Source organism: Streptomyces caniscabiei (genome assembly GCF_014930365.1).
Taxonomy (GTDB): domain Bacteria; phylum Actinomycetota; class Actinomycetes; order Streptomycetales; family Streptomycetaceae; genus Streptomyces; species Streptomyces caniscabiei.
Window position 1 is genome coordinate 32065 of record NZ_JABXWI010000014.1, and the last position, 24651, is coordinate 56715.

Sequence of the window (24651 nt, forward strand, 5' to 3'; positions counted from 1 at the left end):
AGAGGGTAGAAACAGTGATGAACAGAACGAACCGTACTGATGGGGTGAACGCGGACGTGGACCAGCGACCCGCCGTATCCGTCGTCGTGATCGTCTACAACGACGAGGCCAGGCTGCCCACGGCCGTCCGCTCGGTGCTGGAGCAGACGTTGCGCGGAGTCGAGGTCGTCATCGTCGACGACCACAGCACGGACGGCTCCTACGAGGTGGCCGCCCGCCTCGCCGCCGAGCACCCGGACCGGGTGCGCGCGTACCGGCTGCCCGAGAACAGCGGCGGCTGCGGCGCGCCCCGCAACGCGGGCATCCGGGAGACCCGGGGCGAGTACGTCGTCTTCCTCGACAGTGATGACGTCCTGGAGCGCAACGCCTGCCGGAACTTCCTGGAGGCCGCCGAGAGCACCGGCGCCGACCTCGTCTCCGGTCTCTGCGTCCGCGTCCACGTGGACACCCGCAACCGGAAGGAGGTCCCGTGGTACCCGTGGCTGTACACCCGCACCCGTACCCTCGACTCCGTCTCCGAGCTGCCCGACCTGCTGGTCTACGACACCCTGTCCACCAACAAGTGCTACCGCCGGGACTTCCTGGTCGAGGGCGGGCTGCGGTTCCCGGTCGGCATCCACTACGAGGACCTCTTCTTCTCCGCCCAGGCGTACGCCGCTGCCCGCCGGATCACCCTGATCCCCAACCGGGTCTACGACTGGAACGTGGTCGAGAAGACGGCGTCCAAGTCGATCAGCAACCGGCGGGCCGAGATCGCCAACTTCGCGCACCGGATGGAGATCCACCGCCGGGTGGACCGGCTCCTCGCCGATCAGGGCATGACGGAGCTGAAGTTCCACAAGGACGTCAAGTTCCTCAAGCACGACCTGGTGCTGCACCTGCGTGACCTGCCCTTCCGGGACGCGGCCTATCGCCAGGAGTTCGCCGGGCTGGCCCGCGCCTATCTGGCGTCGGTCGATCCGGCCGCGTACGACGAGGTCGAGCCCATCCACGCCGTCTGCGCGTATCTGCTGCGGATGGGCGACTGGGACAACCTGCTGCCGGCCGTGGACACGCTCACCAACCGCGACAAGGTCTCCGCGCCCCTCGTCGAGCGCGACGGGCGGATCTACTGGTGCGCCGAGCACCTGGACGCCCCGGGGGAGGAGGGGGAGTCCGCCCGCCGGATCCTGGACGTCACCGACCTCGGCTACCACGCCCGGCCGGTCCGCCAGCTCTTCCTGCGCAACGAGCTGACGGAGTACGAGCAGTACCCGGAAGGCACGGGGGCGGGGGCCGGCAAGGCCGGGGGCGGCGGTGTCCGGCTCGCCGGGCGCGTCACCAATCCGCTCGGGGTGATCCCGGCCGGCGCCCGGCTCTCCGCCGCGCTGGAGTTCTACGCCCGGCGCCCCGGCGTGCGCTTCCAGACCTTCCGGGTGCCGGTCGCCGATGTCCGGCACGAGGGTCCGTACCTCACCTGGCGGGCCGACGTCGACATCTCCAGGACGCTCCGCCCGCTGGGCGTCGTGGACGCCGTGTGGGACGTACGCCTGCACCTCGATGTCGACGGCGAGCGCACCACGAGCCGGCTGACGGCCGCCGAACCGGGGCTGACGGGCGGCGCGCTGCCGGTCCGGCCGCGGCTCACCCGGCTGGTCGCCGACCGGGTCGAACCGCAGATCTCCGCCCGCGGCCACCTCGCGTTCCGGCTGGTCCCCGACAAGAAGGCCAACGTCCTCGTCACCCGGGGACTCCGCGGCACACCCGGCAAACTCGCCAAGTCGGGCTACCGCAAGGCGAAGGCGCTGCGCAAGAGGGCCACCTCCGGAGGCGCCAAGATCCGCCTCTATCACGAGGTCTTCCTGCGCATGCCGAGGCAGCGGCGCCTGGTGGTGTTCGAGAGCCACCTCGGCCGGCAGTACAGCGACAGCCCCCGGGCGATCTACGAGGAGATGCGCCGCCAGGGTCTCGACTTCGAGGCGGTGTGGTCGTACACGGGCCGCCCCGAGGGGTTCCCGGCCGACGCCACCCTCGTGCGGCGCTGGTCGCTGCCGTATCTGCGTGCGCTGGCCCGCGCCGAGTTCTGGATCGACAACCAGAGCTTCCCGCTGAAGCTGACCAAGCGTCCCGGCACGACCTACGTCCAGACCTGGCACGGCTCCGCCCTCAAGCGGATGGGCTTCGACGAGCCCGGCTGGAAGCTCAAGACCCGCGCCGAGCAGGCCGAACAGCAGCGCACCCTGGACCGCTTCGACCACTTCCTGATCCGCTCGGAGCACGACGTGCGCACCCTCGCGAAGGCCTTCCGGCTGCGCGAGAAGGTGCTGCTGCGGGTGGGCTATCCGAGGAACGACGCGCTCGCACGGTCCCGGGAGGCGAACCGGACGGACCGGACGGACCAGCGTGCGCGGCTCGCCGCCGAGTTGGGCGTCCCGGAGATCTCGGCGATCCCGGCGGAGAAGAAGATCCTGCTCTACGCCCCCACCTTCCGCCACCAGGGACAGCGCCGCTTCGCCCTCCCCTTCGACGTGGAGCGCTTCGCCGAGACCTTCGGCGACGAGTACGTGCTGCTCGTGCGCGCCCACTACCTCAACCACGTGGTGCTCCCGCCGTCGGTGCGGTGCCGGGTCGTCGACGTGTCCGACCACCACGACGTGACGCCCGTCCTCGCCCTCGCGGACGCGCTGATCACGGACTACTCGTCGGTGATGTTCGACTACGCGCTCCTGGACCGCCCGATGTTCTTCTTCACGTACGACTACGACGAGTACGTCCACGAGGGCCGGGGCACCTACTTCGACCTCCTCGAACGCGCGCCGGGCCCGATCGTGCGCACGGAGGACGAGCTGCACGCCGTCCTGCGCGACTCCTCGCTGGAGGAGCAGACGCTCAAGTACGCCGCCGCGCGGGAGCGGTTCACGGCCGGCTTCGGCGAGTACGACAAGGGGACGGCGGCCCGCGACGTCGTCGACCAGTTCTTCTCCGAGTGGAGGCGCACGTGACCGGGCGGGACGAGGCAGGGGGCACCGGGGCGCGGGACGTCTTCCTGGTGTCCAACAGTGTCGACGAGACGGGCGGGGTGACCAGTTGGACCCACCACCTGGCCCGTCTCCTCACCGAGCGGGGCCACCGCGTCCACGTCATCGGGATCACCACCCCCGAGGACCCGCACCCGCTCGGTGAACTCCCTTACCCCACCACCCGGTTGTACGACGGCCAGCCGCCTCCGCCCGGCCGGGCGCGGGACGCGAGCATGCGGGAGCGGGCGGCCGTGCTGACCGGCCTGTTCCGAGCCGCGCGCCCCGGCGGGGTCGTCATCGTGACCCAGGTGTGGGCGATGGAGTGGGTCAGGCTCGCCGACACCGGCGGTCTGACCGTCATCGGGATGAGCCACGAGTCCTTCGAGACCTCGCGCCGCTCCTCACGCTTCCGGCGGGTGCTCACGTACTACCGCGACGTCGACCGCATGCTCGTCCTCACCCGCGAGGACGCCGACCTGTGGATCGGGCAGGGCCTCAACAACGCCTCGTACCTGCCCAACGCCGTGCCCTGGCTGCCGGACGAGCCGTCCCCGCGCACCGCGAAGGCCGTCGTCAGCATCGGCCGGCTCAGTGACGAGAAGGGGGTCGACATGCTCCTCGACACCTGGGCCGAGGTGGCGCCCCGGCACCCCGACTGGACGCTGCTGGTCTACGGCTCCGGCGAGGACGAGGAACTCCTCAGGAAGCAGTGCACGGCCCTCGGCCTGGACGAATCGGTGTCCTGGAGGGGCCGTACGCACGACGTGCAGGACGCGCTGCGCGGTGGCTCGGTCTTCGCGCTGTCCTCCCGGGGCGAGGGCTTCCCGCTCGCCCTGATGGAGGCCATGGCGATGGGGGTCCCCTGTGTCGCCTTCGACTGCGCGCCCGGCGTCCACGAGATCGTGCGCGACGGCGAGGACGGCCTCCTGGTCCGCCCCGGCAACACGGGTGAACTGGCCCGCAAGCTGGACCGATTGATGACCGACAAGACCCTGCGGGACCGCATGGGCGACAAGGCGAGGCAGAACATCCGCCGCTACGGCACGGAGGAGATCGTGGACCGATGGGAGGCCCTGTTCACTTTTCTGGAGAGGTGAGCATTGAGGGGGCGCGGGGAACTGCGCGATCAACCACGACGATCGCGCACCCGCCGACCCACAGGCCCCGCCGAGCTCTCAGGCGAAACCTACTTCTTCCCGCCGGTGAACTTTTCGTACTCCTTCAGCACCTCGTCCGTCGCCCCGTCCATGCGCAGCTCCCCCCGCTCCAGCCACAGCACCCGATCGCACGTGTCCCGGATCGACTTGTTGTTGTGGCTGACGAGGAACACCGTGCCCGCGTGCTTGCGCAGCTCACGGATCCGGGCCTCGGACCGCTTCTGGAAGGAGCGGTCCCCGGTCGCCAGCGCCTCGTCGATCAGCAGCACGTCGTGGTCCTTGGCGGCGGCGATGGAGAACCGCAACCGGGCCGCCATGCCGGAGGAGTACGTGCGCATGGGGAGCGTGATGAAGTCCCCCTTCTCGTTGATGCCCGAGAAGTCGACGATCTCCTCGTACCGCTCCTTGACCTGCTCCCGGGACATGCCCATCGCGAGCCCGCCGAGGTGGACGTTCCGCTCGCCCGTGAGGTCGTTCATCAGGGCCGCGTTGACGCCGAGCAGCGACGGCTGGCCGTCGGTGTAGATGCGCCCGTTCTCCACGGGGAGGAGCCCGGCGACCGCCTTGAGCAGGGTCGACTTGCCGGAGCCGTTGGTCCCGATGAGCCCGATGGCCTCACCCCGGTACGCGGTGAAGGACACGTTCCGCACGGCGTGCACCTTGCGCACGCCGGACGCCTTCTCGGCCTTCTCGCGCCGCAGGATGCGGTTGAGCGCGGCGGTGGCGGTGCCGCGCCCGGCGCCCGTGCCGTTGACGCGGTAGACGATGTCGACGCCGTCGACGACGACGGTCGGGACGAGTTCGGGGACGGCGGTGCCGGGGCCGGTGGCCTGATCGGCTTCGCGCCGGGTGCCGGGAACGGTGGGGTTGATGACGGTGTCAGCCACGGCCGTACGTCTCCTCAGCCTTCCAGAAGTAGATGAACCCGCCGACGCCCGCGAAGAGCGCCCAGCCCGCCGCGATCGCCCAGACGTGCGGCGGCAGTTGGCTGCCGTGGAAGCTGTCGATCAGCGCGAACCGCATGAGGTCGATGTAGACGGCGGCGGGGTTGCACTCCAGCAGCAGATGCACGAACGCCGGGATGTTCCGGTCGGCGAGCATGTGGTCGATGCTGAACATCACGCCCGAGGTGTACATCCAGGTGCGCAGGACGAACGGCATCAGCTGCGAGATGTCGGGGGTCTTGGCGCCGATCCGCGCCATCACCATCGCGACACCGGCGTTGAACACGAACTGCAGTGTCAGCGCGGGCACGATCAGCAGCCAGGACATGGCCACCGGAACGCCGAAGGCCAGCAGGATCACGAGCAGCGCGGCCATCGAGAACAGCAGTTGCTGGAGTTGCTGGAGGCAGTAGGACAGGGGCAGCGAGGCCCGGGGGAAGTGCAGGGCCCGCACCAGGCCGAGGCTGCCGGATATCGCCCGGGTGCCCGCCATGATCGAGCTCTGGGTGAAGGTCCACACGAACACGCCGGTCACGAGGAACGGGACGTAGTCCGGCACGCCCTTCTTGGTGCCCATGAGCAGGCCGAAGATCAGGTAGTAGACCGCCGCGTTCAGCAGGGGGTTCGCGATCTGCCAGACCTGGCCGAGCTTCGCCTGGCTGTACTGCGCGGTCAGCTTCGCCGTGGCGAACGCGGTGATGAAGTGCCGCCGGGCCCACAGCTGCCGTACGTACGCGCCGAGCGAGGGGCGGGCCCCGCTGACGCTGAGGCCGTATCGCTCGGCGAGCTGGGCCGGGGTCTCGGCGGCGGGGGCGGGTCGGGAGGTGGCCGCCGTGGTCGGGGGCGGTGTGTCGAGGACCTGGCTCACATCCGCTGCTTTCGCTAGTGAGGTCGCTGGTGGGGGGGGGCGTCCCGCGTGCGCGGCCGCGCTGTGTCGTGGCTTGGCTTCTTACGTCGCCCTTGCCCTGCTCTTACGTCGGGACGGGACCGTATCGTCGCAACGCGAGAGTAAGCCGATTCGACGTCGGAACGCAACCGTTTCGTCGTCACGGCCTATGCTGTGAGCCATGACGACGAACGCCGAACCCTCCGAGGAGCAGCCGCCGCCACGGCCGCGTCGCCGGGCCCCCGCCGGGGCGGCCGTGCTCCGCGAGGACGTGACGGAGGCGATCCGGACGGCGGTCTTCGAGGAACTGGCGGCCGTCGGCTACGCCCGGATGTCCATCGAGGGCATCGCGCGCCGCGCGGGCGTCGGAAAGACGGCGGTGTACCGCCGCTGGCGCTCCAAGCTGCACCTGGTGCTGGACCTCGTCTCGGCGGTCGCGGTCCAGGGCCTGCCGATGCCGGACACGGGCTCGCTGGAGGGCGACCTCCGGCTGCTCTACGAGGTCACGTCCCGCGCGCTGCGCCACCCGGTCGCCGGCCAGATCATCCCCGACCTCCAGGCCGAGGCCGCCCGCAACCCGGAGATCGCCGAGGCGATGCAGAAGGCGTTGCGGGAGGGGCAGCAGAGCGTGGCCACGGGGATCGTCGCGTCGGCGGTCGCCCGGGGCGAGATCCGGGCGGGCGTGGACGAGGACCTGGCGCTGGACGTGATCTCCGGCCCGCTGTACTGGCGCTCGGTGGTCGTGCGCGCGCCGAAGCTGCCGAAGGGCTATCTGGAGGGCCTGACGCGGGCCACGGCGGGGGCGTTGCGGGCGCTGTAAGGCGAGCCGGAGGCCTGCTGTTACGGAGCTGAACGTTCCGCGAGCGGGTGGCGTCCTAGTCACAGTCGCTCAGGAATGGGGTCGCTGTGACTCGCTTATGCTCCCGTGCTCGTTCCGTGCTCGTGGCCGCCGCGCTGATCGCGGGGACGGTGGGCACGGTGGGGATGACCGCCGCCTGTGACAGCGGGGCGTCCGCCGAACCGAAGGGCCGAGCCTCGCCGCAGCCCACCACGGCACGGAACACCGTCATGTGGCAGGAGCCCGACTCGTACGTCTACACCCTCACGTCGACCTCACAGGCCCTGGCGGGGAGGTTCCGGGTGACGGTCAGGGACGGCGAGGTCACCAAGGCGGTCGGCCTCGACGAGGACAGCCGCCGGCTGCTGCGGGAGGGGCCCGGCAGCGTCCCCAAGATCGGTGACCTGATGGACATGCTGGAGAAGGCCTGGCAGGAGCAGGCGGACACGGCGGAGGTCGAGTACGCCGCCGGCGGGCATCCCGCGCGGATCACCCTGGACGTGGACGAGAACGCCATCGACGACGAGGCGGAGTACGTCATCAGCGGCTACGAACCGGGCGCCGGCTGAGGCCCGACGGTCAGTGGGCGGCTCCGGTCGCCAACTCCGTAGCCAGGCGGCCGAGTTCTGGGGTGCGCAGGACCCGCTCCCCGAACCCCGGGAGGGGCACGTGCAGCGGCTCCAGCCAGCGCTCCGGGATCGCCTCGGCGCCGTACACCGCTCCCGCGAGCCCGCCGGTCACCGCCGCGACCGTGTCGGTGTCGCCGCCGAGGTCCACGGCGGCGCGTACGGCGTCCTCGTAGGAGCCGGTCGTGCGTACGGCCCAGACGGCGGAGCCCAGGCAGGGCCAGACCGCGCCGTTGAACTCCGTGGCCTGCTCGGGGTGCCAGTCGGGGGCGAGGACGACCTCGTACCGGGTGCGGTGGTCGGGGTGGAGTGCGGCGAGGGTGTCGGGGACGGCGGCGAGCGGGTCGCCGCCGGCCAGCGCGATCCGGACCAGTTCGTGGAAGGCGGCGGTGCCCTCCCAGGCGGCCGGGTCGCCGTGGGTGAGCGCGGACAGCCGCCGGGCCGCGTCCATGGTGCGGTCCCGGCCGTCCCTCGCGAAGTACACGGCCGAGGTGGCGGCCCGCATCAGCGCGCCGTTGCCCGCGGCTCGTAGGTTCACCTGGAAGTGGCGGGCGGCGGCGAGGTCCCAGGGGTCGCCGCTGTTCAGCACGTCCTGGGTCTGGATGCCGATGTCCTTGGGGTCGGAGACGGCCCAGCGCTGGAACCGCCGGAAGATGTCGGGCAGTTCGAGCCCCCCGTGTTCGACGAGCGACTCCCCGACGAGCACGGCCATCTGCGTGTCGTCGGTCGCCTCGCCCGGGTCCCAGCCCACGCCGCCGCACATCTCCCCGCCGTGCCCGGCTTTCGGGAACCGCGCGGAGAAGGCCCCCTCGGGCCCGAACTCGAACGGCGCGCCGAGCGCGTCCCCGACGGCGGAGCCGAGGATCGCGCCGAGGGCACGCTGCGGGTCGACTACGGCCGATACGGCCAAGGGTGCCTGCCTTGAGAGTGGTGAGGAGGGCGTGGGGTGGGGTGGGGGTGAGGCGGGTGGCGGGGGTGTCGCTTTCGACTCACCCCTGTTCCCGTCATCGGTCGGCGGTCGAGTCACTCCGGATCGAACCCCGGCGCGTACCAGGCGAGGGTCTGCTCGCCGTTCTCGTCCCATTCGAGTTCCGCCAGGGGGTGATGACCGTCCTCGGTCGTGATCCGCTTGGCGGCGAGAGCGCCGTCGGGATGCCATCTGCGGGATTCGCCGACGGGGAATCCCGCGCGCATGACCCCTTCGGCGCGCAGGGTGCCGTCCTCGTACCACTGTCTGACCGGGCCGTCCACGATCCCGTCCCGGTAGGTCTCCAGGCTGACGAGCGCGCTGCCCTGGTACTCGACGACCTCGCCGGTGAACAGCTCGCCCTGGTAGAAGAGGCGTTCTCCGTCGTCGAAATCCACCTTGGGATCGTCGATGTCGATGCGGGGAAGGGTCATCAGGGAATCCAGTTCTCGGGGCCAGGGGGGTCCTTGAGGTAGCGGCCGTGGCTGCTCGGCACCCCTTCCAACATATGGTTGCAGTTACCACAGAACGGCGCGCCCCGCGGGTAGTGCCCGGTCGCCTTGTCGGCCATGTACGGGAACTGGACCGAGGCCCGCATCTCCGCCAGTGCCGCCGGGCCGTCCGGGAGGCCTGCCTCCGTACGCGCCCACAGAAGCTGGTTCGCCGCCTTGACCTCCGCATGGCTGAGGATGGGGGCGTGATGCGGCGGGCTGCCGGCGATCTCGTCGTAGCGAGCCCGCAGTGTGGGGTGCAGCCGTGCGAGGGGAATGGATTCGGGCGGCCTGGGACCGTTGATGCCTTCGACGACATGCCCGGTACGCAGGTCCATCACGGCGCCGACGCACGCTCCGGTCTGTGCCCGAGGCCAGGTCTTGGCGTCCTTCGCCTGCAGATACACGTCGGCCCGGTCACGGGACAGGTCGTCCAGGTAGTCGGCGACCGGGCGTCCGTTCACCTCGGAGATGAGTCCGTCCTGTCGTGTCACCTGGGTGTCGTCCAGCGCGGCGAGGAGCTTCTCGCCCGCGCCGGGCGGAGGCACCACGCCGTCACCACCCGGGAGATCGGTGATGTGGTCGACGGGCGGTGACGCCGGGGGATCCGGTCGGTGGTTGGTGTCGGAATCCGGGTGTGATCCGTCGACGTGGTCGCCCTGGCCCGAGGGAGCACCCTCGCCGTGACCACCCGCGGGTGTTTCTCGACGCCCGCCTGAGGGCGTTTCGTGGTGACCGCCGCTCGGCGTCTCGCCGTGCCCGTGGCCGCCGCCGGTCGGTCCGTCGCCTCCCCGTGAGCCGCCGCCGGTTCCCGGCGTCTCATGACTCCCCGCAGGCCCCCGGCCCAGGTCATCGGTCCGCCCGCCCGGCAGGTTCTCCGCACGCCCGCCCGGCAGGCCGTTCTCGCCCACCCGGCCGGTACCGCCCAGGTCGTCCCCGACCCGTCCCACAGCCCCCGTGCCGCCGTCGCCGACGCGGGCGCCGGCCCCGACCAACTCCTGCTCCGGTGTGCGCACTTCCGCGCCGCGCTCCGCCGCCGTTCCCTCGTGCCTGATGGCGTCCAGGGACTCGCGGACCGTGCCGTCGGCGTTGTGGACGACGAGGGACTTGGTGTCGAGGAAGACGACCTCGCCCTGGGGCGTCTCCATACGGACGCTGTTCTCGGGGGTGAGGCCGGCCGGGAGGTCGTCGGCGATGTTCGGCACGTCGGCGATCTGGTACGTGCCCTCGCCGAGCCTGATGTGGGTGCCGTCGGTGATGCCGCGCAGGCTCGCCATGACGTCGCCGATCTTCACCGCCGTCGCGCCGACGCCCTTGGTGATGTACGTCATCGGGTCGACGATCTTGCCGGCCTTGCCCGCGAAGGAGATCGCCTTGGCGATGGCGCCCGCCTTGCCCGCGCCGGAGACCGCGCCGCCCGCGCCGCCCGTGAAGATGGTGGTCAGCACGTTGAAGGTGACCGCGCCGGCCGCCCGGGAGGGGTTCTTGCCCCATTCGTCGTAGGCGATCAGCGCCTTGCCGGTCTCCACGACGGCCGTACGGGAGTCACGCAGCCAGGACGGCAGTTTGTCGTCGGGGGCCAGCCAGTACGCGGTGCCCACCACGGGTACGGCCGTGATGAGGATGCCCGTGGCGAGCTTGCCGAGGCCGACCCACGCCTGTCCGGCCGCGTCCCAGCCGCTGAACCCGACCAGCGTGCCCAGGCCCTTGATCGTGCCCCAGACACCGTCCACGACGAAGCCGACCGCGAAGTCCCAGACGTGCTCGTGGACGTAGTACCAGGGGTTGGACTCCTCGACCGGGTCGCCCCAGGGCAGACCACCGGCGTTGTTCAGGTCCTCGCCCCGGTAGCCGTACATGTTCTCTTTGTCGGAGCCGTCGTTGACGACGAGCGCCTGGCCGCCGACCAGCGCGACGATCTTGTTGTAGCAGTCGCGTTCGGCGGCCTGGAACGCGGCGTACGCGGCGTTGATGTCCGAGCGGCGGTTGTTGTTCTCCTCGACGAGGTCGCCGTCGGCGCGCCACTCGTCGTCGCCCTCGATCTTCGCGCGGAAGGCGATCGCGTCCCGCCGCAGCTGGTCGAACTTCTGCTTGAGCGGGCCGACGGCGGCGGCGTACGTGTCCAGCGCCGAGGCCACGGTCTCCAGTTCGGTGGCGAACTCCTCGCCCTTCGTCGCCACCGGCGCGGTCGTCGCGAACAGCGCCTCCGCCTCCGGCGCCTTGTAGTACGCGGAGAGGCCGCCGAAGCGGGTGTGGATCGCCGAGCCCGAGTCCTTCAGGGAGGTGCCGGCCGAGCGGACGCCCGCGATGCCCAGGTCCAGCTGCTCCAGATCGCCGGTGAACTCGGGGACCTCCTCCGGGATGACGGGGATGTCGTCGCTCACTTCGGCCCCTGCCCGCCGTTCCCGTCGACACCCGGCGGTGGCGGTACGACGGTCGCCTTGAGCGCGTTGGCCTGGTGCGTGGCGGCCATGTCCAGGTCGCCGGTGACATAGGCGTTGGTGGCGTCGGCCGCGCCCTGCACGGAGTCGATGGTCCGCTGCGCCATGTACGCCAGCTTCTGCTGCCGCTCCTGGAGGTACTGGCTCAGCGCCGCCGCGACCGGTCCGACCGGCACCCGGGGCGTGCCCGTGGCCACCGGCCCGATCATGGGGCCGCTGAACTGCCCGCCCGGTACGGCCGTCCCGGCGGACTCGGCCGCGCTCGCCATGTTCGTCACCAGTGAGTTGGCGGCCTTCTCCAGGCCGCCGGCCGCCTCACCGGTCGATTTCAGCGTGGTCTGCACGTTGATCGGATCGATGTCCCAAGCCGGCATCGTCGCTACCCCCGTAACGCCCTGTCGGACACGTCGTACGTACGTCGTTCGCCGAGGAGTTCCTCGTCGCCGCCGAGCAACTCCTCGTCGGCCTCCCCTAGTACACACGAGCAAACGGCACCGGACAGTTCCCGCTCCGCGTCGATTCCGTCACAGCAGGCGCTGCTGCCGCTCCGTCCGCCGCGTCCATCCCGCCCAGGCCGAGGAGATCATGTCCTCGACGCCGTACCGCGCCTTCCAGCCCAGCTCGGCGGCGATCCGGTCCGCCGAGGCGACGACGCGCGCGGGGTCGCCGGGCCGCCGGTCCACGACCACCGGCGGCAGGTCGTGACCGGTGAGCGCGTTGATCCGGTCGATCACCTCGCGCACCGAAACGCCCTCCCCGCGGCCGATGTTGAGGGTGAGGTCCGTGCCCGGCGCCTCCCGCAGCCGCCGCGCGGTCGCCACATGGGCCTCCGCGAGGTCGACGACATGGATGTAGTCGCGGACGCAGGTCCCGTCGGGGGTCGGATAGTCGGCGCCGAAGATCCGTGGCGGGGCGCCCTCGGAGAGCTTCTCGAAGACCATCGGGACGAGGTTGAAGACGCCGGTGTCGGCCAGGTCGGGGGTGGCCGTGCCGGCCACGTTGAAGTAGCGCAGGGAGGCCGTCGACAGGCCCGTGGCCCGGCCCGTGGCCCGGACCAGCCACTCGCCGACCAGCTTGGTCTCGCCGTACGGGCTCATCGGCGCGCACGGGCTCTCCTCGGTGACGAGGTCCCCGTCCCGCGCGGCGGACGGCATGCCGTACACGGCGGCGGAGGACGAGAAGACGAAGGACGCGACCCCGGCGTCCGTGACGGCCGACAGCAGGGTGCGCAGGCCCTCGACGTTCTCCCGGTAGTAGTGCAGCGGCAGGTCGACGGACTCGCCGACCTGCTTCTTCGCCGCGAGGTGGACGACGCCGGTGATGTGCCGGTCGCGGATCACCCGGGCCAGCCGCTCTCCGTCGAGGGTGGAGCCGATCTCCAACGGGACGCCGTCGGGCACCCGTTCGGCGACCCCGGTGGACAGGTCGTCGTAGACGACGGCCGCCTCGCCCGCGTCGAGCATCGCGCGCACCACGTGCGCCCCGATGTATCCGGCGCCACCGGTGATCAGCCAGGTCATGGACGACCGTCCCCTCGTAGTCAAGACGATGTTGCTGGGTTGCTGGTGGAATCGCGTCGGCTCTCAGTGAAGCAGGCGTGTGAGGCGACGGCGGACGACCTCGGTCAAACCTCGCCAACCGGGCGCGAGTCGTACCGCGAGCGCCCCCGCGTGAGTCGCGTACGGCTGCACCAGGAGCACCCCGTGGCGCACGCTCGGCAGTGCGCTCCGTCGCAGCAGCCCGGCGCCCGCGAGGGCGTGCGCGGTGGTCTCGCGGCGGCTGCCGTCCGCGAACCGCAGGCGGAGCCGCAGGTCCCAGGTGCCGTTGCCCAACGCCGCCAGATCCAGCGGCACTTCCGCCGTCCAGCTGTCGACGTCCGACGCGTCGGGCCCGCTGTCGCCCTCCGCCTCGGCCCGCAGGGGCGCCGTGCCGGTGAAGCCCACCCGTCCGTCGGTCCGTTCGGTGAACTCCGCCTCCACGGTCCGGGGCCCCGCCTCCGCCATCCGCCCGTACAGCTCGTGGAGCCGCAGCCGGAGCACCGTTCCCCGTGCGCGGGGCCGCAGTTCGGCGTCGACGGCGGCGGGCAGCAGTTCGACGGGGCGGACCAGGAGATGGTCCAGCTCCACCTGCGGCAGGTCCGCGGACCAGACGGGTGTGCCGTCGCCCGCGCGTGCGTAGGGCGGGGTCAGCCGGGCGGGGCGGGCGGACATCTCCTTGAGACGGGGCAGGTCGCGCGGCTCCTCGGCGGCGAGGATCACCCGGGCGACGACCCGGCCGGGCGCGGGCGCCGGCGCGAAGTCGGCCTCGTCGAAGGTGGCCAGGTACCCGCGCGTGAGCGTCCACCACTCGCGCCGGTACTCCGCGCCGCGCAGGTCCAGCTCGCGGGCGTACATCCGCAGGGAGTGGTCGAGGAAGCGGGTCCGGGTGGCCCGGGCCGGGCCCTTCTCGCCGGCGCCCAGCAGGATGTCGTACGACAGCCGGTCGGCGTCGAGGCGGGCCCGCCAGTTGGCGATGTCGGAGCGGTCCAGGGAGATGGACAGCCGGGCCGCCGACCGGCGCACGTGCCAGACGTAGACCGGGTCGGGGACGAGCGCGACGCGCGGCGCTGCGGCCAGGACGCGCGCGCCGAAGACGAAGTCCTCGTAGGGGAAGCGGCCCTCGGGGAAACGGATGACGCGCTCGTGCAGGAAGGACGTGCGGTAGAGCTTGTTGACGCAGAGGGTGTCCTGCACCAGGCGTGCGCGCTGGGAGGAGTGCTCCACCAGCGTGCGCCGGGCGTACAGCTCCGGCTGCCAGGGGGTCTCCCGGCCCGACGGCAGCTCCCTGCGCACGCACAGCCCCGACGCGACCGGCGCGTCGTGCTCCAGGGCCGCCGCCAGCAGCGCGTCCACGGCACCGGGCGGCAGGACGTCGTCGCTGTCCAGGAACATCACGTACGGCGCGGTCACGACGTCCAGGCCGGTGTTGCGCGGCGTGCCGCAGCCGCCGCTGTTGACCGTGCGCCGGACCACCCGCAGCCGGGGCTCGTCCTCGGCGAGCCGCTCCAGCAGCTCCGCGCTGCCGTCCGTCGAGCAGTCGTCGACGGCGATCACCTCACGGACCGCCGGCCCCTGTGCGAGGGCCGAGCGCACGGCGTCCGCCACATGGGCCGCGTCGTCGTACCCGATGACGACGACGGAGACCTGCGCCTGCTGAAGAGCCATGGTTGCCCCGCACCTGTGAGAGGTATGTGTGCAAATCTTCCCTTACGGGCGGCTTCGCGGCCCCGTGGGGAAGATGGCGGGCGGGAGGCTGGGGTTCCGTATGACGTTGTCGGATTCCGTCGGCGTGCCGACGGTCACCCGGCGGGCTCCGCGAGTGCCGCGTCGTCCAGCGCGGCCGTGAGGCGGTCCAGGCGGTCGCGCAGATCGCGGATCTCCTCGATGTCCAGGCTGGTCGCGGAGACGATCCGGCGGGGCACGGCCAGAGCGCGTTCCCGCAGGGCAGCGCCCTCCTCGGTCGGCCGCACCACCACCGAGCGCTCGTCGCGCGCGCTGCGCTCGCGCCGGACGAGACCGGCCGCCTCCAGGCGCTTGAGCAGCGGCGAGAGGGTCCCGGAGTCGAGGCGCAGATGCTCGCCCAGCTTCTTCACGGGCAGCTCGCCCTGCTCCCACAGAACGAGCAGCACCAGATACTGCGGATAGGTGATCCCCAGGTCCTTGAGGACCACGCGGTAGACGCCGTTGAAGGCGCGCGAGGCGGCGTGCAGGGAGAAGCAGATCTGCCGGTCGAGGCGGAGGAAGTCCTCCTCGGAGACCTGCCCGGAGATCTCCGCGGAGATCCCCTCGGGCGTCGGGGCGGGGCTCTTGGTCATGACTCCAGGGTAACTCCTGTCCGCCATTTAGTTGTGGGCAATTGAATTGTGTGCTCTACTGGAGTCCGTGAACGGCGGTCGGACCGGACCGCCGGACGTGAGATGACCTGTGAAAGGGATGGTTCTCCCATGGACGCGCTCTACACCGCTGTCGCCACCGCCACCCACGGCCGCGATGGTCGCGCCGTCACCAACGACGGCAAGCTCGACCTCGACATGGCCCTCCCGGTGGAGCTCGGCGGCAACGGCCAGGGCACCAACCCGGAGCAGCTCTTCGCCGCCGGCTACGCGGCCTGTTTCGCCAGCGCCCTCGGCCTCGTCGGCCGCGCCGCCAAGGTCGACGTCAGCGACGCCGCCGTGACCGCCGAGGTCGGCATAGGCAAGGAGGGCGAGGGCTTCGCCCTGAAGGCCACCCTCCGCGTCGAGCTCCCCGACACCGTCGACGAGGCCACCGGCCGCAAGCTCGTCGAGCAGGCCCACCAGGTCTGCCCCTACTCCAACGCCACCCGCGGCAACATGCCGGTCGAGCTGGTCGTCGAGTAGTCGTCTTCCACGCGGCCCCGCCGCCCGGGTGTGACATCCCCCGCTGTCGCGCGGATCGCTCCGTACCACTCCCCCTACGGAGCGATCCGCGCCAGCACCTCTCCCGTCCGTGGGCTCCAGTCCACGACCACCGCCTCCTCCGGCACCTTCTGCCGCCGGGAGAGCACCAGCCACCGCACCCCGTACCGCCGCGCGACGGCCGTACGCCCCTCCCGCGTCGACGCCGGATCCAGGTACGCCCGCACCTCCGCGTGCCGCCGCGCCCGCTCGTCCTCCGCCAGCGCCGGATCGGGCCAGGTCGGCGCCGCCATGTTCACCCCGTACCCGGGGAGCGCGCGGGCCGCCGAGTACCCGTCGGTGATCAGCACCTCGCCCGCCCGCACATGCCGCGCCGCCCAGTCGTACGAAGGCTGGCGCGGCGGCTGCGCGAAGCCGACGGGGTCCAGTGCCCGGGGCACCACGGCCCCCGCCTGGACGGTCAGGAAGCCCACACAGGCACCGACGGCGGCGGCCCCGCCCAGGGCCCGCCGGGCCCACCCCCACGGCCGGGGAGCCGCCAGCTCCACCGCCAGGGCGACCTGCGCCGGCACCGCCGCGAGCGCCAGCACCCGCCCGTACGTGTAGTGCCCGCTGACCCAGCCGTACGCCATCACCAGACACTCCGCCGCGCACATCAGCACCAGCGGGTCGCGCGGCGACCGGCGCGCCCGCGCCCACAGCGCCGGCAGCCCGAGCAGCGCCAGCCAGAGGTTGCCCGCCGCGCTCTCGTACAGCAGGCGGTGGACCCCGTCCAGGCCGGTGTGCCCGGCCAGCGACAGGACGGCGTAGTACGGCCAGCCGAGCGCCACCGCCAGGCCGGCGGCACCCGCCGCCGCCCACCGGGCCGCCACCGGCCGCGACCATCCGCCCTGCCGGGCCGCCACGATCGCCGCGGCCCCGGCCAGCGCGGCCACCGCCGTGATCGGATGCACCAGCAGGATCAGCCCGTACAGCGCCCCGAGCGCCGCGTACGCCCAGACGCCGGCCAGGCCGCCGGGCCCGACGTACCGCACCCGCCCGGCGCGATGGCCGCCACGCGCGCGTGCCCCCGTCCACGCCCAGGCCCAGAACGTCAGCCCCGTGGCGAACGCCGACGGGTAACCGAGGTTCAAGGTCAGCGACATCAGCCCGAGGAAGCCGCTCCACAGGATCCGCTCGGTGCCCCACAGCAGCGTCATGAACAGCACCGCGAGGACCGGCGCCCACGGCCGGGGCGTCAGCACGCGCACGAAACGGCCGATCCCGGTGAGCAGCACCAGCAGGTTCACCGGCCCGGCCAGCTTCACCAGGGCCCAGCCGCTCAGCCCGGTCAGTCGCGCGAGCACGCCCTGCGCGACGGTGTACGGGGAGTAGTACGGGCTGCCCGCGCCCGGCAGATCGGCGGTCGGGTGGGCCGGGTGCAGCAGGTCCCAGCGCAGCCGCTCGACGACCGCCGCGTGCTGACCGGCGTCGCAGCACAGGGGTACGCGCCAGTACGCCCACGTCATGACCAGCCAGAACAGTGCGCCCGCGACGACGTACGGGGTCGGTCGCCGGGACAGCCAGGTGCGGCCGCCGCGCAGCGCGGTGGCCCCGAGCGCGGCACGCCGCCTGCGCCGGACCTGCCACTCCGCACCGACATTGAGAGAGGTTTGGGCTGTATCAGGCATTTGCCGTGTATTCCCGGTAGTGCCGGGAGGGTCAACGGCTCAGCTCGCGGTCACCACATCGAGTGAGTCGAGGGGGGTGGTGATCCGCTCCAGCAGCAGGGGCAGCCCGAGCACACGGCGGCGAGCACGAACCAGCCGGACACCGGCCGCTGCCGCAGCGCGCCCCACGCGCCCGCCAGCAGAGCGGCGAGGAACAGCGGCCGGGTCAGCTGCCGACGCCCCCACTCGCGCGAAGACGGCGGCGAGCAGCAGCACCCACGCCCGCGCGCGCGTCGCGAGGACCCGCGCCCGCCCGCCGGCCGTGGGCGCCCTCATGACGACGGGAAGGCGGCGGCCGCCCGCGAGGCGGCCGGCCGGGGCGCGGGCACCGCCCCCGCCGGCTCACCCAGCATCAGGGTCCGGACGACCCGCTCGGACGCCCGCCCGTCGTCGAACTCGCAGTACCGCTCCCGGAACCCCGCCCGCAGCCGCGCCGACTCCCGGTCCCGCCACTGCCCGGAGTCGAACAGCCAGGTGAGCTCCCGGTAGGAGCGGGACACATGGCCGGGCGGGTCGGCGACCAGGTCGACGTACAGGCCCCGGCTCGCGGCGAAGGCGTCCACGTCGTCGGCGTGGACGACGATCGGGCGGTCCAGGTTGGCGTAGTCGACCATCAGGGCCGAGTAGTCCGTGACCAGGACGTCGGAGGCCAGCATCAGCTCCTCCACGTGCGGCTCGTCGGTGGCGTCCACCACGACACCCCGCCGGTGCAGCTCGGCGAGCCCGAACCCGCGCGCCGGGCCGTCCGCGAGCGACGGATGCAGTCGGACCACGAGGGTGAGCGCCTCGCCGAGGCTGCGCCGCAGGTCCGCGGCGAACCGGGCGAGGTCGAAACGCTCGACATGGCCGCCGCGCCGGTAGTCACGGGGGGTGGGCGCGTACAGCACGACCGTGTGGCCGGCCGGCACGCCCAGCCGCTCACGGACCGCCGCGCCGCCGCCCGGACCGGCGTTCACCAGGACGTCGTTGCGCGGACTGCCGGTGCGCAGCGAGGTGAAACCGCACGGGTACGCCCTGCTCCACACCAGCTCGGAGTGGCGGTTGGCGACCAGGCTGTGGTCCCAGCGGTCGGCCCGCCGCAGCATCCCCGGCACGTCCACGCCGAGCCGGGCACCCGGCTTGTGCAGCAGGTCGGCGCCCATGAACTTCAGCGGGGTCCCCTGATGGGTGTGGACGTGCACGCTGCCGGGCCGCTTGGTGAGGGCGCCGGGCCAGTCGGCGTTGCCGACGAAGTACGTCGCCCGCGCGGCCAGCCGCAGATACTCGGGCGAGCCCGGCGTCACATGCTCCACGCCCGGCGGCAGCGCCGCCACGCGCTCCGGACGCACCACCCACACGCCCCGGACGTGCGGCGCGAACTCACGGGCGGCCTGGTACACGGCCGCCGGGTCCCCCAGCACCCCGCCATGGGAGAACGCCGAGTACAGGGCCAGGTTCGGGTCCAGCGGCAGCCGCTCGTGGGCCAGCGACCAGCCCCGGCCGATCCACTCGGCGCCGGCCGCCCGCAGCCGCTCCCCGCGCACACCGAGGGCGGTTCGGGCGCGGGCCGCCCACCGCCGGGCACGGTAGGCGGCCCAGCCGCCCTCAAGCACCGGGTGCGCGGGGGCCGGGGACGCGTCGCCCGACCGGTGCTTGCGGTACAGCCCCGCCGCCCGGCGGAAGAACTCGGCCCGGTCGCCGGGGGGCACCCGGTCCGGCGCGGCGAGGACGTCCAGGCAGTGGCCCGCCATCGCGCCGCGCACCCGGGTGCGCCAACTCGCCAGGTCCGGGCGGGCGTTCACATGGGCGAAGACTCGCTCCCACTGGTCGAGCACGTCGAAGTGGCCCCGTCCGGTGGTGGACAGGAGGGTGCCCCGCGGCCGCTGCCGGCAGGACACACAGATCCGGTCCAGCGTGGCGATCCGCCCGGCGCCGAGCAGCACCGGGAACGTCCAGGCCGTGTCCTCGTAGTGGCCCGGCGGGAACCGGAAGCCGTGTGCCTCCAGGAACTCCCGCCGGTACGCCTTGTTCCACACGACCGTGGGCAGGTCGAGGATCTCCGGACGCTCCGCGAGCGTGAAGGTCCCCGCGCCCACCGTGCTCAGCAGGCGCCCGCCGGCGTCGCGGCGCGTCTCGCCCCACCAGTACGCGCGGACGTGGTCGAAGACCAGCACATCGGGGTCCCCGGCCTCGTCCAGCCGGTCCGCCAGCGCGCGCAGGGCGCCCGGCGCGAGCGTGTCGTCGCCGTCGAGGAAGAGGACGAAGTCCCCGGTGGCATAGGGCAGTCCGGCGTTGCGGGCACGGCCCGGACCCACGTTCGCGGGCAGGTGCAGCACGCGCACCCGGGCGTCGCGGGCGGCGTACGCGTCGAGGATCTCGCCGCCGGCGTCCGGCGAGCAGTCGTCGACGGCGATCAGCTCCACGTCCCCGTACGACTGCTCCAGGACCGAGTCGAGACACTCGCGCAGCTGCCCCCGGACCTCGAAGACGGGGACGACGACACTGAATCGGGGCATGTCCTCAGCTCCTGACGAGGGTCGCGGCGGTCGGAGTCGGAGTCGGGGCCGGAGTCGGGGTCGGAGTCGGGATCGGGGTCGGGGTCGGGGCCGACGCCGGTGCCGGTGAGCGCTCGGCGAGCGGCAGGACCGGCGGCAGCGTCTCCGGCCGCTCCCCGAGGAACACCCGCCGTACCACCCGCTCCGCCGCGCGCCCGTCGTCGAACTGGCAGAACCGCTCCCGGAAGGCGGCCCGCAGCGCGCCGGCCTCCCCGTCCGCGTACGAGCCGTCCCGGAACAGGTCCGCCAACTCCCGCTCGGTACGCGCCACATGACCGGGCGGCGCGGCCGGCAGATCGAGGCAGACACCCCGGGTCTCCCGGAACACCTCCCAGTCGTCCGCGAGGATCACGATGGGCCGGTCGAGGTGGGCGTAGTCGAACATCAGGGACGCGTAGTCGGTGATCAGCGCGTCGGCGGCGAGGCAGACCTCCTCGGCGCAAGGGTGCGCGGTGACGTCGATGATCCGCCCGCCACTCCCGCGAGGGACGACGGCGGCGGAGCGGCGGGGTGCCCGCAGCAGCACCACGAACTCCTCGCCCACCGCCTCGCGAAACGCCTCCAGGTCCAGCCGGGCCTCGCGCCCCGGGGCGTGGTCGCGGTGGGTGGGGGCGTAGAGGACGGCCTTCACGCCCTCGGGGATACCCAGTGCGCGCCGGGCGCGCGCCACGTCGTCGGCCGTGGCCGCGCAGAGGACGTCGTTGCGCGGAGAGCCGTACTCCAGGTGCGCGTACCCGCCGGGGAAGGCCCGCTCCCAGGTCTCGGTGGTGTGCCGGTTGGAGGAGAGGACGAAGTCCCAGCGGTCCGCTTGCCCGAGGAGCGCCTTCGCGGCGGCGGGACCGTCCGCCCCGGCGGCCACCACCGGATACGCGGACCGGTCCAGGCCGGTCGCCTTCAGCGGGGTGCCGGGCGGGATCCGGAGGTGGACACTGCCGGGACGCTTGACGAGGGTGTCGGTGAGGGCGCCGTCGTCGACGACGTACGCGGCGCGGGCCAGCAGCCGCCCGGCACGCGGACTGCCGAGCACGGCGTGCTCGACGCCCCGGGGGACCCGGTCCACCGCGTCGGCCGCGACGAGGAACACCGAGCGGACCCGCGGGGCGAGGTCGCGGACCTTCGCCTGCACGGCGACGAGGTCGCCGCCGACGCCCCGGCCCGGGTGCGCGCGGTACACGGCGAGGTTCCGGTCCAGCGGCAGACGGCGCTGGACGGCGTTCAGGGCGCGGGCCAGGGGCGTACGGGGGCGGGGGAGCGCCGCCGGCGCCACGGAGGCGGCCCGGTGGGCGGCGTGCAGGACCCGGAACCCGGCGTACGAGCCACGCGCCAGCAGCCGGTGCTGGAGTCCGAGGCGGCCGGCGGGCGGGCAGAAGCCGGCCGGGCGGTGGAGGCCGTAGAGGTGGGTGGCGCGGCGGAAGAAGGCGCGGCGGTGGTGGGCGGGCAGCCGCTCCGGGTGCGCGAGACCGCGCAGCACGATCGCGAACAGCCGCCCGAACAGCGCCTCCGACAGCCCCTGCCCGGCCGCCGCCCGGGCGAGCACCAGCTCCACCTGGTCGAGGAGTTCCAGCTGGTGGTCGCCGGGCGCGTACAGCCGGCTGCCCTGCCGGCGCAGCAGATGACGCACACAGACCGTGTCCGGCAGCTCGGCCGTGCGGTCGGCGGCGAGGGCGACCAGGCCGTTCCAGCCGAGGTCGGTGAAATGTCCGATGGGGAAAGTGAGTTGGCGCTCGCCGAGGAAGTCCCGGCGGTAGGCCGCGCTCCACGCCGGGGCGTCCGGACCGGCCGGGCGCACGACGGTGGTGCCGCCCTCCCACCAGTGCGTCCGTTCGTGCGCGAAGTACAGGACGTCCGGGTCGCCCGTCTCGTCCAGCCGGTCCGCGATCGCCCGCAGCGCGCCCGGCGCGAGCGTGTCGTCCCCGTCCAAAAACAGCACGTACGACCCGTGCGCGGCCGCGAGTCCCGCGTTGCGGGCGGCGCTCAGCCCGCCCGCCGGCGGTGACTCGACCGGGGCGACACGGGTGTCCCTGACGGCGTACGCGGCGCTGATCGCCCCGCCCGGCGAGTCGGCGGCCGCCTCGTGCACCGGAATCAGCTCGAAGTCACCGAACGGCTGACCGAGCACGGACTCCAGAGCGAGGGGCAGCCGCCCCTCCACGCCGTAGGTGGGGACGATGATGCTGAAGCGGGGCATTCTTTCCTTTCCGGGTGCGGGTGGGTGGGGGCTTCTCGCGCAGTTCCCCGCGCCCCTGATGGCCGGAGGCCATCAGGGGCGCGGGGAACTGCGCGAGAAGCCCCCACCGGACGGACGTATGGGGGTCGAAGGGGCGCAGCCCCTGGGGATGGGGACGGGTAGGGGCGGCGGGGGCGGGGAGACGCCTACGTCCCCAGCAACTCGTCCGCCGCCCCCGCCCGCGCACTCGCCGCGGACGGAACCGGATGCCGCTCACCCAGCGGAACGACGTCACCCGGCGGCACACGCTCCCCCAGCACCACCCGCCGCACGACCCGCTCCGCCGCCCGCCCGTCGTCGTACGGACAGAACCGCTCCCGGAACGCCGCCCGCAGCTGCGCCGACCGCGACCCCCGCCAGTGCCCCGTCGCGAAGATGTCGATCAGTTCGTCCTCGCTGCGCGCGACCGCCCCCGGCGCGCACGCCCGCAGATCGAAGTACGTCCCGCGCGCCGCCTCGTACGCCTCCCAGTCCTCCGCGTGGATCACGATGGGCCGGTCGAGGTTGGCGTAGTCGAACATCAGTGACGAGTAGTCCGTGATCAGCGCGTCGGAGGCGAGGCAGAGGTTCTCCACGCTCGGATACCCGGTGACGTCCAGCAGCCGGCCGTGCGCCAGATCGGTCAGCGGGGAGTCGTACGCGTGATGCGCCCGGGCCAGGACGACGAAACGCGGCCCGAGTTTGCGCAGCACCCGCTCCAGATCCAGGTGGGCGCGCTGCGAGTGCCGGTAGTCGCGGTGCGTCGGGGCGTACAGGACGGCGACCGCCCCCTCGGGCACCCCGAGATGCTCGCGCACCCGGGCCACGTCCGCCGAAGTCGCCCTCAGCAGCACGTCGTTGCGCGGCGAGCCGTATTCGAGGGTCGTGAACGGGGAGGGGTAGACCCGCTCCCAGACGAGCGTGGAGTGGCGGTTGCCGGACAGGACGTAGTCCCACTGGTCGCTGCCGCGCAGCACTTCCTCGAAGTCCGTGCCGCGCGCCGCCGCCGGCCGGTCCCGCAGGTCGATCCCCATGTGCTTGAGCGGGGTGCCGTGCTGGGTCTGCAACAGCACCTGGCCACGCCGCTTGACGAGCCGGCGGTCGAAGTCGGCGTTGTTCACCAGGTACTTGGAGCGGGCGAGCGCCGTCCAGTACGCCATCGAGCCGGGCAGCACCCGCCGGGTTCCCACCGGGAGCGTGTGGTGGTGCTCCGGGCGCGCGACCCACGAGGTGCGCATCGAGGGGACGTACGTCCGGAACGCGTTCTCCAGGGCGGCCGGGCTGCACTCGTACCCCCGGCCCCCGTACGCGGCGAACACCGCCCGGTCCGCGCGCAGCGGAAGCAGGCGCTGGAGGCGGTAGTGCAGGCGCAGTCCGACGGCGCGGAACAGCCCGGCCAGGCCCCGCACCAGACGTCCGGCGCCCCGGCCGAGCCGCGCTCCGGCCCACAGGGCGCGGTAGAGGCGCGGGCTGCCCAGCCGCAGGAGCGCGTGCCGGAGCCGGGCGCGGGCGCGCAGGGGTGCGCCAGGGGTGCGGTAGCGGGCGCAGTGCGCGCGGACCGTGCGCAGGAACTCGGCGCGCGCCTCGCGCGGCAGCCGGTGGCCCCCCGAGAACACGGAGGTGAGATGGTCGACCATGCGCCGGAACAGCACCGGACGCCACTGCGCCAGCTCCGGCCGCTCGTCGACGTAGGCGAACACCCGGTCGTACTGCCCGAACACATCGAAGTGACTGTGCGTAGTCGACCCGAGGAGGCTGCCGTGGCGGCGACGGCGGTGGTGGACACAGACCCGGTCGAGGGTGGCGACGGACTCCGCCGCCATCAGGACGGGGTACGACCACGCCGTGTCCTCGTAGGCGCCGGGCGGGAAACGGAAGTCGTGGTCCTCGACGAACTCCCGTTTGCAGGCCTTGTTCCAGGCCGCGGAGCGGACGGTGAGCAGACCCGGGCGGTCGTCGAGCCGGAACGGGGCCGGGCCCTGCTCGGTGAGCCGGCGGTCACGCGTGTCGTGGACCGGCTCGCCCGACCAGGAGACACGCGCGAAGTCATGCACGAGGACGTCCGGTTCGCCGCTCTCCTTGACCCGGTCGGCGATCGCCTGGAGCGCGCCCGGCGTGAACGTGTCGTCGGCGTCGAGGAAGAGGAGGTAGTCGCCCCTGGCGTACTCCATCCCCTTGTTGCGGGCGGCGCCGGGCCCCGCGTTCTCCCGCAGGCGCACCGTGCGCCGTACCCGGGGGTCGCGGGCGGCGAACTCGTCGGCGATCGCCGCGCAGTTGTCGGGCGAGGCGTCGTCGACGACGATCACCTCGAGGTCGGTGAAGGACTGGGACAGCACAGAATCCAGGCATTCGTGCAGGTACGCCTGAACCTTGTACGCGGGAACGATGACACTGAACCTGGGCAAGGAGGACATCCATGGGTCGGCGCGGGCATACTGC

Annotated in this window: 19 protein-coding genes; 5 read left to right on the forward strand and 14 right to left on the reverse strand. The window is 72.6% G+C overall.

Annotated elements, in window-relative coordinates; all coding sequences use genetic code 11:
* Window positions 1-17 precede the first annotated feature (17 nt).
* Window positions 18-2981, forward strand: a complete 2964-nt coding sequence (locus HW837_RS33755; protein WP_193381164.1) for a bifunctional glycosyltransferase/CDP-glycerol:glycerophosphate glycerophosphotransferase — start codon at window positions 18-20, stop codon at window positions 2979-2981.
* Window positions 2978-4096 carry a glycosyltransferase gene (locus HW837_RS33760; RefSeq protein ID WP_193381163.1) on the forward strand — a complete coding sequence of 373 codons (1119 nt, stop codon included), beginning with the start codon at window positions 2978-2980 and terminating at the stop codon, window positions 4094-4096. Before HW837_RS33755 ends, HW837_RS33760 begins: the two co-directional genes overlap by 4 nt.
* Window positions 4097-4185: 89 nt before the next feature.
* Here HW837_RS33760 and HW837_RS33765 read toward each other — a convergent pair whose 3' ends face one another.
* Complete coding sequence (locus HW837_RS33765) at window positions 4186-5043, reverse strand: ABC transporter ATP-binding protein (RefSeq protein WP_045560732.1); 858 nt, start codon at window positions 5041-5043, stop codon at window positions 4186-4188.
* The gene (locus HW837_RS33770; RefSeq protein WP_193381162.1) at window positions 5036-5968 is read right to left on the reverse strand and encodes an ABC transporter permease; all 933 of its coding nucleotides are present in this window, start codon (window positions 5966-5968) and stop codon (window positions 5036-5038) included. Before HW837_RS33770 ends, HW837_RS33765 begins: the two co-directional genes overlap by 8 nt.
* A 199-nt stretch (window positions 5969-6167) precedes the next feature.
* Here HW837_RS33770 and HW837_RS33775 point away from each other — a divergent pair, with 199 nt between their 5' ends.
* A complete protein-coding gene (locus HW837_RS33775; protein ID WP_045560730.1) occupies window positions 6168-6806 on the forward strand; it encodes a TetR/AcrR family transcriptional regulator in 639 nt (212 codons plus the stop codon).
* 116 nt (window positions 6807-6922) lie between these two features.
* A complete protein-coding gene (locus HW837_RS33780) occupies window positions 6923-7393 on the forward strand; it encodes a DUF6174 domain-containing protein (RefSeq protein WP_045560729.1) in 471 nt (156 codons plus the stop codon).
* 10 nt (window positions 7394-7403) lie between these two features.
* Here HW837_RS33780 and HW837_RS33785 read toward each other — a convergent pair whose 3' ends face one another.
* From HW837_RS33785 to HW837_RS33815, 7 genes are all read right to left on the reverse strand, one after another.
* Entirely contained in the window at window positions 7404-8360 is a 957-nt protein-coding gene (locus HW837_RS33785) for an ADP-ribosylglycohydrolase family protein (protein ID WP_193381161.1), read from the reverse strand.
* A gap of 113 nt (window positions 8361-8473) precedes the next feature.
* Window positions 8474-8851, reverse strand: coding sequence for a toxin-antitoxin system YwqK family antitoxin (locus HW837_RS33790; protein WP_045560727.1), 378 nt, complete (start codon window positions 8849-8851; stop codon window positions 8474-8476).
* Window positions 8851-11292 (reverse strand): hypothetical protein, encoded by a 2442-nt coding sequence (locus tag HW837_RS33795; RefSeq protein WP_193381160.1) that lies wholly within the window; start codon window positions 11290-11292, stop codon window positions 8851-8853. Before HW837_RS33795 ends, HW837_RS33790 begins: the two co-directional genes overlap by 1 nt.
* The gene (locus HW837_RS33800; RefSeq protein WP_045560725.1) at window positions 11289-11723 is read right to left on the reverse strand and encodes a DUF6507 family protein; all 435 of its coding nucleotides are present in this window, start codon (window positions 11721-11723) and stop codon (window positions 11289-11291) included. The genes HW837_RS33795 and HW837_RS33800 overlap by 4 nt, the downstream gene beginning before the upstream one ends.
* A 150-nt stretch (window positions 11724-11873) precedes the next feature.
* Window positions 11874-12869 carry a UDP-glucose 4-epimerase GalE gene (gene galE, locus HW837_RS33805; RefSeq protein WP_193381159.1) on the reverse strand — a complete coding sequence of 332 codons (996 nt, stop codon included), beginning with the start codon at window positions 12867-12869 and terminating at the stop codon, window positions 11874-11876.
* Between the two features lie 63 nt (window positions 12870-12932).
* Window positions 12933-14552 carry a glycosyltransferase family 2 protein gene (locus tag HW837_RS33810; RefSeq protein ID WP_045560723.1) on the reverse strand — a complete coding sequence of 540 codons (1620 nt, stop codon included), beginning with the start codon at window positions 14550-14552 and terminating at the stop codon, window positions 12933-12935.
* Window positions 14553-14686: 134 nt separating this feature from the next.
* Window positions 14687-15202 (reverse strand): MarR family winged helix-turn-helix transcriptional regulator, encoded by a 516-nt coding sequence (locus HW837_RS33815; protein WP_045560722.1) that lies wholly within the window; start codon window positions 15200-15202, stop codon window positions 14687-14689.
* 129 nt (window positions 15203-15331) lie between these two features.
* Here HW837_RS33815 and HW837_RS33820 point away from each other — a divergent pair, with 129 nt between their 5' ends.
* A complete protein-coding gene (locus HW837_RS33820; RefSeq protein WP_045560721.1) occupies window positions 15332-15745 on the forward strand; it encodes an organic hydroperoxide resistance protein in 414 nt (137 codons plus the stop codon).
* Between the two features lie 74 nt (window positions 15746-15819).
* Here the strand turns inward: HW837_RS33820 and HW837_RS33825 are convergent, their stop codons facing one another.
* From HW837_RS33825 to HW837_RS33845, 5 genes are all read right to left on the reverse strand, one after another.
* Entirely contained in the window at window positions 15820-17433 is a 1614-nt protein-coding gene (locus tag HW837_RS33825) for a hypothetical protein (protein ID WP_237270491.1), read from the reverse strand.
* 39 nt (window positions 17434-17472) lie between these two features.
* Window positions 17473-17748: a hypothetical protein gene (locus HW837_RS33830; RefSeq protein WP_234442697.1), complete on the reverse strand. Its 276-nt coding sequence runs from the start codon at window positions 17746-17748 to the stop codon at window positions 17473-17475.
* Window positions 17745-19967: a bifunctional glycosyltransferase/CDP-glycerol:glycerophosphate glycerophosphotransferase gene (locus HW837_RS33835; protein ID WP_193381158.1), complete on the reverse strand. Its 2223-nt coding sequence runs from the start codon at window positions 19965-19967 to the stop codon at window positions 17745-17747. The genes HW837_RS33830 and HW837_RS33835 overlap by 4 nt, the downstream gene beginning before the upstream one ends.
* Before the next feature lie 4 nt (window positions 19968-19971).
* Window positions 19972-22194 (reverse strand): bifunctional glycosyltransferase/CDP-glycerol:glycerophosphate glycerophosphotransferase, encoded by a 2223-nt coding sequence (locus HW837_RS33840; RefSeq protein WP_193381157.1) that lies wholly within the window; start codon window positions 22192-22194, stop codon window positions 19972-19974.
* Window positions 22195-22379: 185 nt separating this feature from the next.
* On the reverse strand, window positions 22380-24626 hold the full coding sequence (locus HW837_RS33845) for a bifunctional glycosyltransferase/CDP-glycerol:glycerophosphate glycerophosphotransferase (protein ID WP_045560718.1): 2247 nt from the start codon (window positions 24624-24626) through the stop codon (window positions 22380-22382).
* Window positions 24627-24651: the final 25 nt, after the last annotated feature.

Excerpts from the sequence above, each read along its gene's own strand:
- HW837_RS33755 (WP_193381164.1), top strand. The coding sequence starts at position 18 with ATGAACAGAACGAACCGTACTGATGGGGTGAACGCGGACGTGGACCAG.
- HW837_RS33775 (WP_045560730.1), top strand. The coding sequence starts at position 6,168 with ATGACGACGAACGCCGAACCCTCCGAGGAGCAGCCGCCGCCACGGCCG.
- HW837_RS33790 (WP_045560727.1), bottom strand. The coding sequence starts at position 8,851 with ATGACCCTTCCCCGCATCGACATCGACGATCCCAAGGTGGATTTCGAC.
- HW837_RS33800 (WP_045560725.1), bottom strand. The coding sequence starts at position 11,723 with ATGCCGGCTTGGGACATCGATCCGATCAACGTGCAGACCACGCTGAAA.
- galE (WP_193381159.1), bottom strand. The coding sequence starts at position 12,869 with ATGACCTGGCTGATCACCGGTGGCGCCGGATACATCGGGGCGCACGTG.
- HW837_RS33810 (WP_045560723.1), bottom strand. The coding sequence starts at position 14,552 with ATGGCTCTTCAGCAGGCGCAGGTCTCCGTCGTCGTCATCGGGTACGAC.
- HW837_RS33815 (WP_045560722.1), bottom strand. The coding sequence starts at position 15,202 with ATGACCAAGAGCCCCGCCCCGACGCCCGAGGGGATCTCCGCGGAGATC.
- HW837_RS33820 (WP_045560721.1), top strand. The coding sequence starts at position 15,332 with ATGGACGCGCTCTACACCGCTGTCGCCACCGCCACCCACGGCCGCGAT.
- HW837_RS33825 (WP_237270491.1), bottom strand. The coding sequence starts at position 17,433 with ATGCCTGATACAGCCCAAACCTCTCTCAATGTCGGTGCGGAGTGGCAG.
- HW837_RS33830 (WP_234442697.1), bottom strand. The coding sequence starts at position 17,748 with ATGAGGGCGCCCACGGCCGGCGGGCGGGCGCGGGTCCTCGCGACGCGC.
- HW837_RS33835 (WP_193381158.1), bottom strand. The coding sequence starts at position 19,967 with ATGCCCCGATTCAGTGTCGTCGTCCCCGTCTTCGAGGTCCGGGGGCAG.
- HW837_RS33840 (WP_193381157.1), bottom strand. The coding sequence starts at position 22,194 with ATGCCCCGCTTCAGCATCATCGTCCCCACCTACGGCGTGGAGGGGCGG.
- HW837_RS33845 (WP_045560718.1), bottom strand. The coding sequence starts at position 24,626 with ATGTCCTCCTTGCCCAGGTTCAGTGTCATCGTTCCCGCGTACAAGGTT.